The 16247-nt window shown below is 55.9% G+C and carries 8 protein-coding genes; all 8 read left to right on the forward strand.

Annotated features, from left to right (window positions below; translation table 11 throughout):
- The first annotated feature begins 223 nt into the window (after positions 1–223).
- The 8 genes from RSX24_RS22820 to RSX24_RS22855 all read left to right on the forward strand — a co-directional run bounded on the left by RSX24_RS22820 (position 224) and on the right by RSX24_RS22855 (position 16040).
- Entirely contained in the window at positions 224–2020 is a 1797-nt protein-coding gene (locus RSX24_RS22820) for a vWA domain-containing protein (RefSeq protein WP_343261855.1), read from the forward strand.
- Positions 2021–2072: 52 nt separating this feature from the next.
- On the forward strand, positions 2073–5462 hold the full coding sequence (locus tag RSX24_RS22825; protein ID WP_343261856.1) for a tubulin-like doman-containing protein: 3390 nt from the start codon (positions 2073–2075) through the stop codon (positions 5460–5462).
- Between the two features lies 1 nt (position 5463).
- Positions 5464–7947: a transcription initiation factor TFIID gene (locus tag RSX24_RS22830; protein WP_343261857.1), complete on the forward strand. Its 2484-nt coding sequence runs from the start codon at positions 5464–5466 to the stop codon at positions 7945–7947.
- Positions 7948–8086: 139 nt separating this feature from the next.
- A complete protein-coding gene (locus RSX24_RS22835; RefSeq protein WP_343261858.1) occupies positions 8087–9370 on the forward strand; it encodes a vWA domain-containing protein in 1284 nt (427 codons plus the stop codon).
- Between the two features lie 21 nt (positions 9371–9391).
- Positions 9392–10039: a beta-mannanase gene (locus tag RSX24_RS22840; protein WP_339275032.1), complete on the forward strand. Its 648-nt coding sequence runs from the start codon at positions 9392–9394 to the stop codon at positions 10037–10039.
- A 158-nt stretch (positions 10040–10197) separates the two neighbouring features.
- Positions 10198–11457 (forward strand): TRAFAC clade GTPase domain-containing protein, encoded by a 1260-nt coding sequence (locus RSX24_RS22845; RefSeq protein ID WP_236413133.1) that lies wholly within the window; start codon positions 10198–10200, stop codon positions 11455–11457.
- On the forward strand, positions 11454–14681 hold the full coding sequence (locus RSX24_RS22850) for a GAP1-N2 domain-containing protein (protein WP_343261859.1): 3228 nt from the start codon (positions 11454–11456) through the stop codon (positions 14679–14681). Before RSX24_RS22845 ends, RSX24_RS22850 begins: the two co-directional genes overlap by 4 nt.
- A gap of 477 nt (positions 14682–15158) precedes the next feature.
- Complete coding sequence (locus RSX24_RS22855) at positions 15159–16040, forward strand: ABC transporter ATP-binding protein (RefSeq protein ID WP_236413130.1); 882 nt, start codon at positions 15159–15161, stop codon at positions 16038–16040.
- The last annotated feature ends 207 nt before the right edge of the window (positions 16041–16247 follow it).

Here is a 16247-nt window from a genome sequence, read left to right on the forward strand (position 1 = left end):
TCATTGCGAACCGACGGGAATAACTATATCATATTTCCATAGTTGGGCTTTACTTCCCGAAACAGGTGCTTGTTCTTGTCGATTTTTGCCAATCATGACAAAATTGTAACTCAGTATAGGGGGGCTTTTCAGAATTTATTAGCATGCTGTTAAGATTTCCTTAAGGCTTGAGGCCTATAATAAACTATTCCCATTTCAATCTCAAACGTGAAGGAGTACACCCATGGTGCAGAAAAGCAAAATGCGTTGGCTCGGCGGAGCAGTTGCCCTGCTGGTCATCATCACGCTGCTGCTGCCTCAGGCACTGCTGCCCAAAGCGGCCGCTGCCCAGGCGCAGACGAGCGGAATCGACGCGGTGCTTGTAGCCGACGTAAGCAACTCGATGAATACGAGCGATCGCGACAAAATCAGCAATGAAGCCATGAAAATGTTTATCGATATGCTCCCGGCTCAGGGAGACAAGGTAGGAATTGTTGCATATACGGATCAGATCGAGCGGGAGAAAGCCTTGCTTGAAATTCAGTCCGATGCGGACAAAGACAGCCTGAAAACGTTCATCGACCAGCTGGGGCGAGGGCCTTACACGGATATTTCCGTCGGCATGAGCGAAGCCGTCAACATTCTGGAACATGGCGCGGATGCGAGCCACTCGCCGATGATCGTATTGCTGGCCGATGGCAACAACGATTTCAACAAATCCGGCAGCCGCACGCAGTCGCAGTCGGATGCTGACCTGGCCGCTGCCGTTAAGGAAGCGCAGAACAAAGGCATTCCGGTTTACACGATCGGACTGAATGCCGACGGCAAGCTCAACCGGGCAGCTCTCGCCGATTTGGCCAAGCAGACCGGAGGCAAGTCGTTCATTACCGATACGCCGGATGATCTGCCGCAGATTTTAAGCGAAATTTTTGCGGACCATGCCAAGCTGAACGTGGTCAAGCTGCCATCGGTGACGGGAAACGGCAGTTATCAGGATGTTACCATTAACGTCCCGAATGACAGCGTGCTGGAGGCCAACGTTTCCATCATGTCGTCCAAGCCTGTCGAAATTCAATTGGCCGATCCTTCGGGCAAAGCCGTGGATTTGAATTCGGATGAAGCCAAGTTGTCCACGTCGAAGAGTTATTCTTTGTTGAAACTGCTCAAACCGCAGGAAGGAGACTGGAAGCTGCGCGTCAAAGGCGCGCCGAAGGACAGCATCGACATCAACCTGCTGTTCAACTACGATCTGCAGCTCGTCGCGGACCCGATTAAGACCAAGTCCTATGCCAAGGGCGACACCGTCGAATTGGCTGCTAGATTGGAAAACGGCGGACAGCCTTTGCAGGACAACGATCTTTATGCCGACATGACGGCGACGTTGGTCGTCAAGGATACGGATACGGGCAAAACGGCGGAGCAGCCGCTCGAAAATACGGGCAGCGGGTTCGCCGGGACATTCGAAGTGCCGGACAACCATAATTATGAGCTGGTGATCCGAGCCGAAGAGGACAGCTTCTATCGGGAAAGCGACCCGATCGTTATCAATGCGGGAGGAGCGGGCACGAGCGGCGGCAATCAGCCGACCACCTCAGGCCCGGAAACAAACAAGCCTTTTCCATGGATACCCGTTATCATCGGTGCATTGGCGCTGATCGCCGTTGCGGTCGGGGGCTGGTTCCTGATGGGCTGGCTGAAACGCAAAAATCGCGGCTTCGTCGGCCAGATGGTCATCGAGATCCGCGATGAGAACACCGGGGACAAATCTTACCCGCAATACAAAAAGCTGATGACTTTCCGGGGGCGGTTCCACCTGCATCAACTGCTGCAGCTCGACCCCGAATTGAAAGAAACGGAGAAATATATATTCACCCCTGGCAACGGGGACCGCATCATTTTGCGCAACACGGCAGGAGGCACGCTGGAGAAATCCGGACGCGCCGTCGATGCAAGCTCAGGCGTTGAACTGAAGAACGGCGACCGGCTGAGCATCCCGCTGCAACAGGCGGACAAAACGATTTTGATCGAATATTTGGTGTGATCATCATCCATCATCCGGCATCCATGATGCCCATGCATAGGGAGGACATGAAATGAAACCAATCGTGAGAGAGCATATCCAGCAATTGGACGTATCGCTTGGCGGGGGAATCGTCAGCGAAAAGATCAGGGTCGATACGATCGACAACCCGATTCTGATCATCGGTCTTGGCGGTACGGGAATCGATGCGCTGCTGCGTTTGAAATATCAGATTAACCGCAGGTTCAAGCTGCCGCAGGACCCGGTATCCAAAAAGAAAATGGAAAAGCCGGCCAATGTTGAATTTTTGGCTTTTGAAACGAACGAGCAGGACCGCGCCAAACGGTACAAAGGAATCGGGCTGGACCCGATCAACGAATTCGTGCTGCTGTCCAATGCCGAGATCGGCGGATTGCTGCAGAACCGCAGCGTGCTGGAGCCGTACATTACGGACTGGCTGTCGCCGGAGCTCAGCATTACGGACGGCATGAACGGGGCCGCAGGCGTTCGCCAGGCCGGCCGGCTGCTGCTGTTCACCAAGATCAACCAGGTCGTGCAGGCGATCGACAAAAAAATCAAAACGTTGTCCGTGGGCACGAACAAAAAGCTGATGGTGTTTCTGCTGACAGGGCTGTCGGGCGGAACGGGCAGCGGATGTTTTCTGGACATCTCCTACATCGTGCGCGGCATCATCGAGCGCGATCACGGTTCGGCGGGCATCGACCGCGTCAATACGCTCGGTTACCTGTTCACCCCTGACGTGAACCTGTCCAACAAAAGCCTCAGCGAACATACGAGAGAGTATATTCGTAAGAACGGCTACGCTGCGCTGAAGGAACTGGATTACTGGATGAACGTGGACAGCCGCGGCGAGCGGTTCACGCAAAAGTACGGCAACATTTTGACGGTCAATTCGCCGCTTCCGCCTTTTAATCTATGCCATCTGATCTCGGCTACGAACACGGAGGGCAAGCTGCTGGAAAACGCGTACGACTACTGCATGAACGTGACCGCAGAGAACATCACCAACTTCATGGCGAGCGAGGAGAAACAGTCTGGCGAAGAATTCGCGATCCATGACTATATCAGCAACATTCGCACCAACATCGCGCAGATGAACAAAGTGTACCCGGCCAACTACGATTACAACATCATCGGCGCTTCTTCGGCCGTATTGCCGATCGAAGAGATGACGACGTATCTGGCCTATCGCATGTTCGATAAAATGAGCACTATGTTCTCGAAGGCTCCGAACCAGGAGGATACCGAGAAGTTTGCCCGCAAGCTGGGCATCGACCTCGAAAGCGTCGTTAAAGCATTTGAATCGCGCGTGCCCGAACCGCTGCCGGGGTATCAGAACAGCGAGCGCCTGTCGTATAACAATGTAATCAAACATCAGGTGGTCAACATGGACACCGAGCTGGAGCAGAACTTCCTGTCGCGTGCACGCGAGGAATACATCAAAGCGAAGAAGCAGCTGCCCGGCGAAATCGTGGGACAATTTACCGACCAGATCCACCGCATGTTTTTGCATCCGGAGCAGGGACCGTTCTATGTGTCGCGCCTGATTTATACCGAAAAAGGCTTCTGCGTGCTGAAGATGATCCAGTCCTATATCGAAACGCTGCGCGAGAATGCCTTCCGCATCCCGCGCGATATCGAGGCGGCGCAGGAGCAATGCGAAGAGAAGCTGGGTGACGCCAAGAGCGCTTTTGTATCGAAAGAAAAGAAAAAGAATGCGTATATCGAAGCAAAAATCCATGAGTACTGGCTGCACGCCGATGTGGAGCGCAACGACCAGTTGATCGAATTCTACGAAGACCTGTACGAATTGCTGAACCGCGAGAACTCCCGCATTTACAACGTGTTCACCGAAACGCTCAATGCCCTCAGTTCGATCTTTGCCAAGAACGGCGATATTCTCACGCGCGGCGAGGAACAGATCGACCACAAAGGCAACAAAACGTATTATTGGAACGTTGTTAGCGTGCCGGATATCGTGAGCCTCGTGGACAGCATGCTGGACAAGCGCGATACCGATGACCTGATCCGCGACTTCTCGCGCGAGCTGCTGGACAATTCAAGCCAGTGGGTGCAGGAGAACGAAATCGACATCGTCAGCTCCATCTCCGACTTCCTGACCGAGAAATTCGGTGACCTGATCACCCGTTCCATGGAAGACTTCCTGGTCATCAAATACGGCAAGGACGAGTCGGTCGAGAAGTTTGTGGAACGCCACATCGCAGGCAAGCTGGATGATGAGGCCGTGCCGGTATTCAATCTGAGCAACAGCACGGGCAGCCTGCATTTCCCATCCTGGGGCTTCGTGTCGGTGCCTGCGCAGGCGCCCGGTATTCTCAAAGGGATCCGCAACTATCAAAACAACGCGGTCGGCAAATCCCACTTTACCGTCAAGGAGAGCGAGGTGCGCAACCGGATCTTCTGGCTCAACACCCGGAACGGGGTACCGCTCTTCGTCTATACCCCGCTGAAAGTTTACGAAGAGAGCTACGAGCGCACGATTCTGGACAAAGAGGGCATTGGCCGCCACTTAGTGCAGACCGAGAAAAACAACTGGACCTACCTGCCATCGCCGATTCCGGAGAAATCGTGGGGCGATGTGTATGAGAATGCCCGCGTTAAACAGTACAACGCCCGCGTTCGCGCCGAATTCGACCAAGCGCTCGGGTACCGGATCATCACGGCCAAAACGCAAGATGAGAACACCAGCAGCCGTTATGCCGTGGTGACCACAGAACCGTTCGACTTGAATGCGAAGCTGGCCGGTTATGACATGCGTTTGACGTCCTCTGCGCCAAATCTGGGCGAGGTAAAGCGGGCTTCGACCGACCTGAAGCGCCTGCTTGCAGAAGGATTGCCGCGCGTTGGCACGAAGGACATTTTCGGCAGCATCAACGAAGAGATGGCCAAAGAAAACCTGGTCCGCTCGCCGCAGCTCATTGTTCGCGTGCGCGAGGAGCTGGCGAAGATGGAGGCCATCTCGGCCAAGGTCGCCGAACTGGAAAGCATCCTTTCCCAGCATCAGGACGAGGAACAGTGGTATGACCGCTTCATCGAGGCGCTCTACACGGATACGATCGTCAAAAAAGGCGCGCTGTACGTATACGACCGCGATCCCGAGGAAGATGCGTGGGAGCCGTTCGCCAACCTGATGAAGAGCCGCAACTATGCGGAATACGAGGTGTTCGGCAACTTCCGCGCCTTGTCGGAGAAGGACCGGAACACGCTGCTGCGCAAAGCGTCCCGCCGCGACAACGAATTGACCGCGTCCGAAGACATCGCCCCATTGCTTGCGAAGTTGGACGATCTGGCCACATTGTATATGGAAGCCCGCGATCAGCTCGAGTACGAGCGGGTGGAGCTGGCCAACGGGGAGGAACTCTACCAATTCTACAGAACGATGTCGTCCAAGCTGAACGACATCCGCAGAAGGCTGAAGTAAGATGGCGGCCGTGATCAAACGCAAGCTTGAACAATTCGCTGCTTCATATGCAGCGGAGCAGGAGCGGCAGGGCAGTCTGGCCGATGGCCGCAGCAGCATTCATTACCCGGCCCTGTTCCTGTTCGTGGGCGATTCCGTTTCGCCTGCGTTGCCTGCGGTGAGGGCCATCAATCGCGTCAAATGGGACAACGGCGACGGCGTTGCGTATTTGCAGGTCGGTACAGACCATCAGGGCGGGACGGATGCTGACGGCAAGCAGGAGGAACATGAACCTGGGGTATATGGGGCCCATGAGCGGTATGGTGCCGGTGGTGCTGGTTCCGGAGAGTTGGGCAAGTCCGAAGTCTTCGAGGATGGCCAGGTCATCCGTTATGCTCTGCCTTTGAACGTGAATACCGGGCAATCCTCCAAAACGCTGCGCCGGGACGTGCATCGCGCGTTCCATGCGTCGAACGGGGCGCTCGCCGGGCTTAACCGGACGCTGCGCAAGGTTAGCAACCGGATTGCCGAGTTCGGCAGGCTGTACTCTTCGTTCGATCGGATCTACGTGACGGTCATTACGCGGGCGGACGACCCGCTGAACGTGCTGCTGCCCGAATTGGTGAAGCTGACGGAGACGATTCTGGGCCAGTCGTTCAAGTCCGTGCAGACCGATCTGCACGTGTTGGTGAGCGAAATGGAACAGGTCGAATCCTACGGCTACGCCAGCGCGGCAAGCCTCGCCTTTTTGCGTGAACTGGATTACATGCAGTCGTCCGAATTTGCGTACAGCGGCAACCTTCTGGTCACGGAGGACGGCATATCGATCCCTGTCGTTCATCCCGCTTCGCCGTTATTCGACCTGGTGTATGTGCTGTCGGACAAAAACGAGCGCGGCACCGGCGTGCCGGGCGGGTGGATCGACAACGCAGAGATGATCTGCCGCATCTGCCTGTTGAAAAACCGGAAGCAGGATGCAGACAACCCTGGAGGAAAGAATGCCTACAATAACACGTCTTTCAAAAACAACATCCGCACCGCGACCGCCCGCCACGGCTATGCGAGCGCGGGTTTCTCCGAAGTGCGGCGGCCGAACAAACCGATTGCTTTAGCGGTGCTGTATCACTTGTACCGCTATCTGCTCGGCCGTATGCGGCAGGAGCCGGATTGGAGCATGAAGGAAAAGCTGGCTTTCTTCGGCGCGGATGCGGCGGCGCTGGAACGCAAAACGCTCGGTATGCTGCCGGGGGAAGACCTGATCGAAGGCATGAGCGGCATCATGACCCATAATGTCGGTTTCTCGGACCTGAAGCCGCTCTCCCTCCGCGAGGCGGAAAAGGCGCTTTATGGTCAGGGAGCGGAGGCGTACTTCCGGGAAAACGTGGCGAGGCCCGCCGAGGAACGGGTGCGGCAGCGGGGCAAGGAAGGCTCCCTGCTTCGCCAGGCCGAAGCGTCCCGGTCCGAACATCCGGACATCGGGTACTTCCAGTGGGCGTCCTGGAGCGGAAGCGGCGAAGGCAGCGTTCGCGAAGCGCTGCTGGCGCTGATCCGGGACAAGTCGCTGCAATTGGATGCGGCCAGAGCCTTGCTGGAGCAGCGACAACAGGAGCGCGTCGAAGATCAGCCGTTCAAACGGGCTCTTTTCCGCGACAAGCAGAATGTCCGCAATCTGATCGATTGCTTGCTGGAGAAGGTGTATCTTCCCAAGATCGAGCTTCTGCGGCTGGAAAGCGAGCTGCAGCTTTTGCGGATGTACGACGCGGAGATGGAGCAGCTGCATGCGTTCAGCCGCAGCGTGACGGAACGACTGGCGCAGCTGGAAGCAGGGCTGCGGGATGCAGCCGAGGAAAGTGCAGCCGCGGCCGACGATTACATCGGCCAGAACGTTATGGAATACTACGGCAAAGTAACGGAAGCCCTCGTCGCCGAGCTGGAAGCAAGCCGGGGGCGGGACATTTGGTTTGAAGATCGCTATATGGGCGACATGAACAAACTTGCTGCGGAAGGCAATGAAGCGGTTTTGGAGCGGCTGATGGCGGTATGCCGTACGCTGCTGCTTGCGGCAGAGTCTTTGCGCATGCCGTTCGAAGAGGAGCTGCTGCAGCGGGCCAACGTCACGATTGCCTACGGGGACAAAAACGTGCTGACCCGCGACGACTTGTTCCTCAAGTTGTATCGCACGCTGGAGGATCAGGCCGTGATCCGGGTGCGCGTGTTCGATTACACGCAGGAGCATCGGTACGAAGAGAAGTATTTCTTCGGCGATTCGAACAGCGCCTTTATGGACTACGCGGCTCATGCCGAAGAAACGTCCCGCATTTACAAGCTGGGCGTGGTGTATGAAGAACGCAGCAGCGGCGTGGAAAAGCTGAACCTGATGGGCGGATTTCATTTGGAGGACCTGATGGTCTACCGCAATGCGAGGGTCTACTACGATTCCTATGCAGCAAACGGGTACGAGCTTCATCCGGACGGTTTGGCCGATAAGTTGGAGCCTCTTCATTGAAGCCTTCGGCTTGCCTGTCCGCAGCCGTCATCGATGGTGAGCAGAACGGATCGCGCGGAAACATGCACACAGCCGGTTCAAGCGGCCATCGTCAATTTTCCGGTCCTCAGGGCCGGTATCGGAAAGGATGCATGTGAACATGCAGCGAAAAATCAATCTTCTCCTGGTTCTGTTCAGCCTCATTGGCGGGGCTGTCGGATTTGCGGCAGGGGAACTCATGCTTCACGAGTGGCTTGGGGAGATGCCCCGCCTGCTGCTGATGGGTCTGTACTTTGGCGTACTGGCGCTCAGCGTAGGGCTGTTCTGCCTGCTGGCCGAGATGATCTCGCCAAGGCTGAACGGAGCATCGTGGAAACTGAGATACATGAGCCTGTCCTGGAAATTGCTCGTTCCGGCTACGCTGGCTCTGCTGTTCGTCGTCGGCCTGGTACTGCAATTGCTGTACCAGATCAATCCGGGCGGGGCCAAGCAGGTCAAGGATATCGTGCTGATGATCGACAACTCGGGCAGCATGTCGGACACGGACCCGAACAACGGGCGTTTCGAAGCGGCGAAAACGTTGATTGCGCAGATGGACAGCGACAAACAGGTTGCCGTCATCACGTTCGACGACGAGCCTCAGTTACTGCAGCCTTTCATTCAGATGGATAGCGAAGCCGCCAAAAACGAAGTGTACGACAAGATCGATGGCATCGTGACCACCTCGGGCGGGACCAACTTCGAGGCGGCGTTAACCGAGGCGATGGAGCAAGTGCGCAGCAAGCAGGACCCAAGCCGGGGAACGGTAGCCATCCTGTTGTCCGACGGTTTCAGCGAAGTAAATCAGTCAGGCGCTCTGGCGGACTACGTGCAGGAGCAGATTGCCGTGAATACGGTCGGACTGAGCCTGGTCGACCCGTCAGGGACCGATCTTCTGCGGAGCATCGCTCAGCAGACTGGCGGCTTGTACTACGACGTTCCGGATGCGGGCGGATTGCAGCTGGCATTCCAGCAGATCTACGATACGATCGACGAACGGACGCTGGTAACAGAACGAACGGGCATGATGCAGCATAGCACGTATTTGGCCATTTTCCGCGTGGCGGCATTGCTGCTGATCGGGGCAGCGCTGGGCGTTTCGCTCGGGCTTGTGTTCGATAACCGCCACCTGGCCATGAATTTCGGGATTGGCGGGGCCGTGTCCGGCCTGCTTGCCGGCCTGCTGCTGGAATGGGGCATCGACGGTTCGGCCATTGGCGATCCGCTTACGCGTTTTGCGGCGCTGCTCATCCTGTCCGGCGTGCTCACCTTGTTTACCTGGATCATTCCGGTCAGGGAGGACACGGTGCGCAAGACGCGCGGCCGTTCGGACGGCGGCGGGCGAAGCAACGCCGCAGAGGGCTTCGCGCAAAGACCGCGAGATACGCGCAGCAAGGGATTTTAAACATCGGGAGGTCATCGGATCATGCGAGTTATGGATACGGACGCATCGGGACCGGCCATTCGCAAGTTGACCCTTGCGATGGACGAAGACCATTGCACGCTTCGCTGGTTGTGGCCGGAAGGCATCGAAGCCGTGTATGTTGAAAGATCGGAGCTGGAGCTGGTCAGCAAAGACCATGTCGGGGGTGAAACGACGCAGGGTAAGCTCAAGCTGTACACAAGAGAGGAATATAAAGCAAGCAACGGATACGTGGATCGGATCACGGGGTTCGGCGCTATTCGCTACACGGTCCATGCCTGCGGCATGGACGAGGACGGCCCGGTGCTGCTCCGTCAGCAGGATGGAGACAATACCGTGCTCGCAAGCAGCCGCAAGGCGGATATCCGCTTTTCGATCCGATATAAAAAAGGCTTGTTCCAGAAACGGAAAAGCGTGTGGATGACCGTTACGGCCGAGGTCCCCGTGCCGAAGGAGGCGCTCTGCTATGTGCGAAAGCCAGGCGGCGTGCCGTTGAACAAGGAGGACGGGACGGTGTACCCGTTCCTCAGCGACTTTGCGCCGGGACGAACCGAATTGCCGGCCGTCGAGGTGGCCAAGGACGATTACGTCCGCTTGTTTTTTACGGACGGTCCGAAGTACGGTGCGGTGTACCGGCTTATATCCGATTAGCATTGCATGTTTCGAAGAAGAGAGTGGTTTGGGACGCATTCGAGGTTGATGTAATCAGCACTTTCGGCCGAACTTATATACATCGGAATGAATTTTTACCATTTTGACGTTTCAATAGGCATCATCTTTTTGCGCTGATCAGGGAAGGGGGAGAGACTATGAGTTTTTTTAGCCGGTTTTTGAAAAGGCAGCAGCCGGAGGAACGTCCGTTGTTTTACGATATCGTCTGTCCGTATTGCTTCAGCAAATTTTCGCCGGAAGAGGTCGTGTTCCGGGCCGCGCATCATCGCGACGACGATGAAGATTATGCGCTTGGGGAAGACGCCAAGCTGAATCGCTACCGCGAACGTTTTGGATTGGATACCGTATTCGAAATGGAGGCCGTATTGGCCCCCCATGACGTGCCGGAAGAGCATCGCATTTACTCGGATAACATCATCATGGGTCTGAATGATCGGTACGGCGTGGTAACGAGACGCAGGCTATGCCCGCAGTGTCACAATGAGCTGCCGGTGACGGCAGGCAAAGCGCCAAGCAACATTATTTCCATTATCGGCGCGTCGCAGGTCGGCAAGTCGGTCTACATGACGTCACTGATCCATACGCTCCAGCACTACACGGCAGACCATTTCGATGCCGCGTGCATGCCGCTGAATGCGGAGATCAGCCGCAGGTTCCGCGCCGACTACGAAGAGCCGTTGTTTGAACGCGGGGACCTGCTTGATTCGACGCAGAAGGAGAAGCTGCAGGAGCCGTTCATTTTCCAATTCGTCTTCAAGGACGAGGACAAGGCTCCGCTGACGCTGGTATTCTTCGACGTGGCCGGCGAAGGCATGGTGGAGCAGGACTATCTCGGTTTGCACGGGCAGCACATCAAAAATTCCGCTGGCATCCTGTTCATGGTAGATCCGCTTCAGATTCGTTCCATCCGGGACAAAATCCGCATTAATCTCGGCAACGAGCCGGGCGAATGGACGCCAAGATACGACGAGCCGCGCGACGTGGTGCTGACGCTGTTCGGCGATTTCATCGCGTACCAGGACAAGGCCAAAACCGATATCCCGACGGCCGTCGTGTTGACCAAAAGCGATATGCTGCATTCCCTCAAGGACGAGGATGGCGATTATATCAAATCGAACAGCAACGTGTTCCGCAACATGGTGCACCGCGACTATTTCAACCTGACCGAGTTCGAGAACATCGACGGAGAGATCCGCCGCTTCGTGGAGAAGGTGGACCGGCCGTTCAAAGGCACGATGGACGTGTATTTCAAAAATACGGCCTATTTCGCCGTTTCCGCATTGGGCAGCAATCCAGTCAACATGAAACTGCAGGGCGTCGTCAGTCCGATCCGCGTGGACGAGCCGTTCCTGTGGCTGTTGTACAAGCTGAAGTATATTGAGGGGAGAGTGGAATGATGCCTTCTTCCCAAACCCCGCCGATCGAACAGCAGATGTACACGAGGGAGCGGAGAGGGGTGTTTCGCACCACGGAAGGATTCGATACGGTTGCGGCATCGCCGGGATTGGACCCTGCTTACATCAAAAAAGTGCTTCATCCTTACTGCGTCTACGACGCTCCCGCTGAACTGACGGGCCGGGGAGAGAAGGACGGCAGCAAGTTTCCGCCGTCCATCCACCTGGTCCGCCTGGAGAACGGTGAGACGCTCCTCGGGCAGAACGTCTACCAGGCTGCCGATTTTACCGGCCTGCGCAGCGCTTTTTTTGCCCATAACTATGTCCTGCCTGCCGTCCGCGCGGAGCAGCAGATGAAACAGGGCGGTTGGCTGGACACTGCCTTCGCCACGTCATATGACATCGAGCAAGGCACAATATTGCCTTCGCTGGACGCTTTGCCTGCAGCCCCGTCATTGTCTGCCGAAGAGGGCTCTCCGTCTCCTGAAGCGGTTCTGGAGTCGCTGAAGATGAGCGAAGCGCTGTTCAAGCGTATGCTGTACGCCGTCATGCAGGCGGTGGCGACGCGCCGCAAAGTATACGTAGCACTGGATTTGCCTGCCGAAGAGATAACGGACGGCGCCCGGAAGCTGCTGCGTTTGCTGTATGCCGCTTTGCCGTATGCTTACCGCAGGCAGCTGGGATTCATGACGTACGCGAAGGAACCACAGGCGAAGAAAGGCATCCATCTGCAGTTCGTGGAACGGGGCACGCTTCGTCCGAAGGATCGCAATACGGAGAAGGACTTTACGTTCGATTTGATGTCCGGAAGGGTGACCCATGCCGACCTGTCGACAGCCCAACTGCCGTACATGACCTATGCTTGGTCATTGCTCCAGCCGGAAGGGAGAGCAGCCGCGGAAGGCTTTTATACGTTCGCGGACGAAATGCTCGCCAACATGGAGCCTGGCCGCGAGCTGTCGATTGAGGCTTATGGCGAATTAGCGCAATTTTACCGGCTTGAACAGGGAATCGATTCCCTGGATGTGCTGGATAACAAGAGCGGCGTGCTGGGCGGGTTGCTCACGTATCTGAAACCTGAAGGCGGGACGCTGCAGCGTGCGCGGCTCAATGAACTGTTTCTGGCGCTTCTCGGCCGCGAGCTGGACGGCGTCAAACGGGAACAGGTTCCCGAGGAAGCGGTCGCTGCGCGGATCGGCGAATATTTCAGCATTGCTTCTCAAGCGGTCCAGTCGCGCATCGTCGACTATTTCGTATACGGCATCAACAACGCCCGTGGGCGCAAACGTATGCGCGCCGTCCAAGAGCTATATGCCTTGCTGGATCGTGAACCGGGTCTGCATATGGCTTTTTTCGGGAAGGTGCTGGGTAATCCGTCGCTATCGAAGCTGTTGTTCGAGCCCTATTTGGAACAACAGTTGAAACGGGCCGAGACGGCTGCAGATACTACAAAGGTCTTCCAGCGCTGGGTAACAGAGCACCCTGCAGCCGTTCACGACGGCTTCTTGCTGGAGCGGACTGCCGAGGAACTGCGTGAGCGTCTGTTTTCGGCACCTGATCCGGTCGAGGCTGCAAATGAAGCGCTGAAGCAGGTCAGTTTGCTGGACCGCATGCCAAAGGCCGCAGCCGGTTCAGCCATCACCGCCAAAATCGGTCAATCCGAGGCGCGGACCCAAGGATTTGCAAGTCGGGGCAGCTTGTCCGAACGAGCAGCGCCGCCCGATTATCAGGAGCAATTGACCCGGTTGGCAGATAAGCTGGCTTATGTCATTAATCTTTTCCTCATTCAGGATCTCGATTTGGGCCGGGTCGCCAGGGAGCAGCTGCTGAGCATTGATATTCTGCTGCACGAGAACGAAGTGCGGGATTGGGCTGCGAGACAGGGAGCCGACGTAACGGCCCGCATCAATGTCATGCTGGCCGCGAGAGCTTGGCTAAGCGGAGAGGATCAGGACGAGGCGAGGCTGGAGTCCCTCTCTTTGGCGGAGCGGAACGAAATGCAGCGTTGGACGCGCGGCTGGTTGGCCGCCGAAATGCGGCAGCAGCCGGGAAGCAAGTCCTTTGAGGCGCTGCCCCTTGCCTTTTATCGGGGAGGGAACGGAAGCAGGCTGGACTATGCCGGACTGCTGGATTTCGTCCGCAGCCATGTCGGCAGCAAGGACGTGTTATACCAATTCATGGAATGGTCGGGACGCCAGCGGCTCTTCATGCGAGGGCAGCAAGCAGCCAAGACCTACTCGGATGCGGTCGTGGATTATTTCAAAACCCATGATCGGGATGCCTTCAAATCGAAATCTGCCTTCAAGCCGTATTATGCAAGGGCAGACAGGACCATGAAACCGACGTATGACCGCGCCAAATCGGAGCTCGCCTCCCCGCTGGTTCGCATACTGACAGGCAAGAGAAAGAACCTGTTCTTGGCATCGTTCATCGTCATTCTGGTTGCCGGCATTGCGGGAGCAGCCTTGGCATGGATGGGCAAAGATTCGGAAGCGCCGGCGGCTTCTCCGCCGTCCGTGCAGGAGCCCGATGTTACGAGCGAGCCGGAAGTGCAGCTGCCCGAGCAGGTGGCCTATGTTATTCCGGGCGGCTCCGGCGGGAGTGCGGAAGCCTCGTCGCAATTGGTGATCCGTTTCCGCACGGAGACAGGCGGGGATACGCTGCAGTCCGATTCGCTGGAGTTGAACATGAAGGATGGCAGCGTAGAGGAACTTGATGCTGCCGGAGCGTGGGAGAGCCTAACCACGGAAGGGCAGCCAGAGGGTTCAACTGCAGGCGACGGTACGGTTGGTTCTTCAGTTGACCCATCCGGGAATGACGATACCCATGACAGTTCCGAAGGATCGACCAATGAAGGCAACGGTGTACAGAGTGAGAGCTCTGCACCAGATCTGAGTCAAGGAGAAGAGAATGGTGCCTCATCGCCCGATTCGTCTTCAACCCAGTCTCCTGACGCATCGTCGCGTGGGACAGACGGACAGGCTGGAGAAAACGGAACGAGTGCTGGCACAGGTTCAACGAATGGCACGTCAGATCAGCAGTCGGCAATAGACGGTTCAACGGGATCGAGTGCCCCCTCTTTGGAGAACCTGACAGAAGCGGACATGGATCGGCTTTATCCGTTCGGCCAGAAGGTGCACATTCCCGAGGGGATCGAGGCAGCGAACATTGCCAGCGTGCAAAGCGGCGCGCTTGTGATTAACCTGATCCCTGAACCCAAGTTGTAGCTCGGTAACAGACCCATTTCAGGGAAAAGCATATCAACAAAACAAGGGTGAGAGAAGCCAGTGTATGGACTCTCGCCTTTTTTTCGTAGGTTTGGCCGAAATTCCATGAATTCGTAATGGCCTGAGGAGCATATATAATGTCGTTGCAGCGATCTGATTGGAGATGTATCCGGCGCGGTACGGTCTTGGGAAGCTGGCGCAGCAGCATTCATCAGCAGGCATCTTTTGTGCAATTTACTGAAATACGGTCTTCCAATGCGATGTATTTCCTTTCGAAATATGTCCATCTTGCAAAATACTGCATTCTATACCCAATGAATTTGCGAAATGGTGTTGACAAATGATAATGATTATCAGTATCTTTAGATATAGGAACTTTTTGAACTTGCTGAGTCGGTAATCTTTTCATACAACCAATACGTTATTGTTGCCATAACCGGAAGTACATACCCGGATAAATGAGAGAGGGATGATCGCATGTTTCGTCTGGAGACGTCCAAGCTGGATATCGCTTATGAAGAAAGACTGATTGTTGAGGACCTGAATATTCAAATCCCCCAAGGCCAGATCACGGCCCTTGTCGGAGCCAACGGCTCGGGGAAATCGACAATCCTGAAAACGATGGCACGCATCATGAATCCCAAGGGCGGACAGGTGCTGCTCGACGGAAAGTCCATTCATAAGCAATCTACGCGCGAGGTAGCCAAACAGCTTGCGATCTTGCCGCAAAACCCTACTGCACCGGAAGGGCTGACCGTAACCGAGCTTGTTTCTTATGGCCGCTTCCCGTATCAAAAAGGTTTCGGATCGATGCGTCCCGAGGACAAGCGCATGATCGAATGGGCCATCGAAGTGACGGGCATGAACGAATTTCATGATCGCCCGATCGATCAGTTGTCCGGAGGGCAGCGCCAACGTGCATGGATTGCGATGGCTCTTGCTCAGGAAACGGATATCCTGTTCCTTGACGAACCGACGACATTCCTTGATATGGCCCACCAGCTGGAGGTGCTTCAATTGCTGGAGATGCTGAATACGACCGCCAATCGTACCATCGTCATGGTCGTACATGATTTGAACCATGCCTCCCGTTATGCCCATCACATGATTGGCATCAAGAAAGGCAAAGCGGTGGCTACAGGCTCGCCTGTTGAAGTCATGAACCCCGACGTGCTGCGCGAAGTGTTCAACATTGAAGCAGATATCGTTATAGACCCGCGCTCGGGCGTTCCGTTGTGCTTGCCGTACGCGCTTGCCGGAGCACGTCAACAAGTATTCGAACAGCCGGTTGCGAATGAATCGATGCTGCATGTAGCAGGAAGAACGGAACAGCGCATTCGCACCGCTGCGGGAAGTTAAACATTTCAACGCCTGTAATGGGCGAATCATAATAAGAGCCGTTGTGCTGCATGCACACGGCTCGTTTTCGCGTTATGCAGGATTAGGGTTCGCCAGCGTACATTTCTAGAGAGCTGGCATCAGGGTATGTCGGATATGTACGTTTGAAACAAGTAACTTGTTAATTCTGGATCTACAGCGATACATAATTTCGTATGGGAGGGTTTT

Origin of the sequence: Paenibacillus hubeiensis (genome assembly GCF_032334105.1) — a bacterium.
Lineage (GTDB): Bacteria > Bacillota > Bacilli > Paenibacillales > Paenibacillaceae > Paenibacillus > Paenibacillus hubeiensis.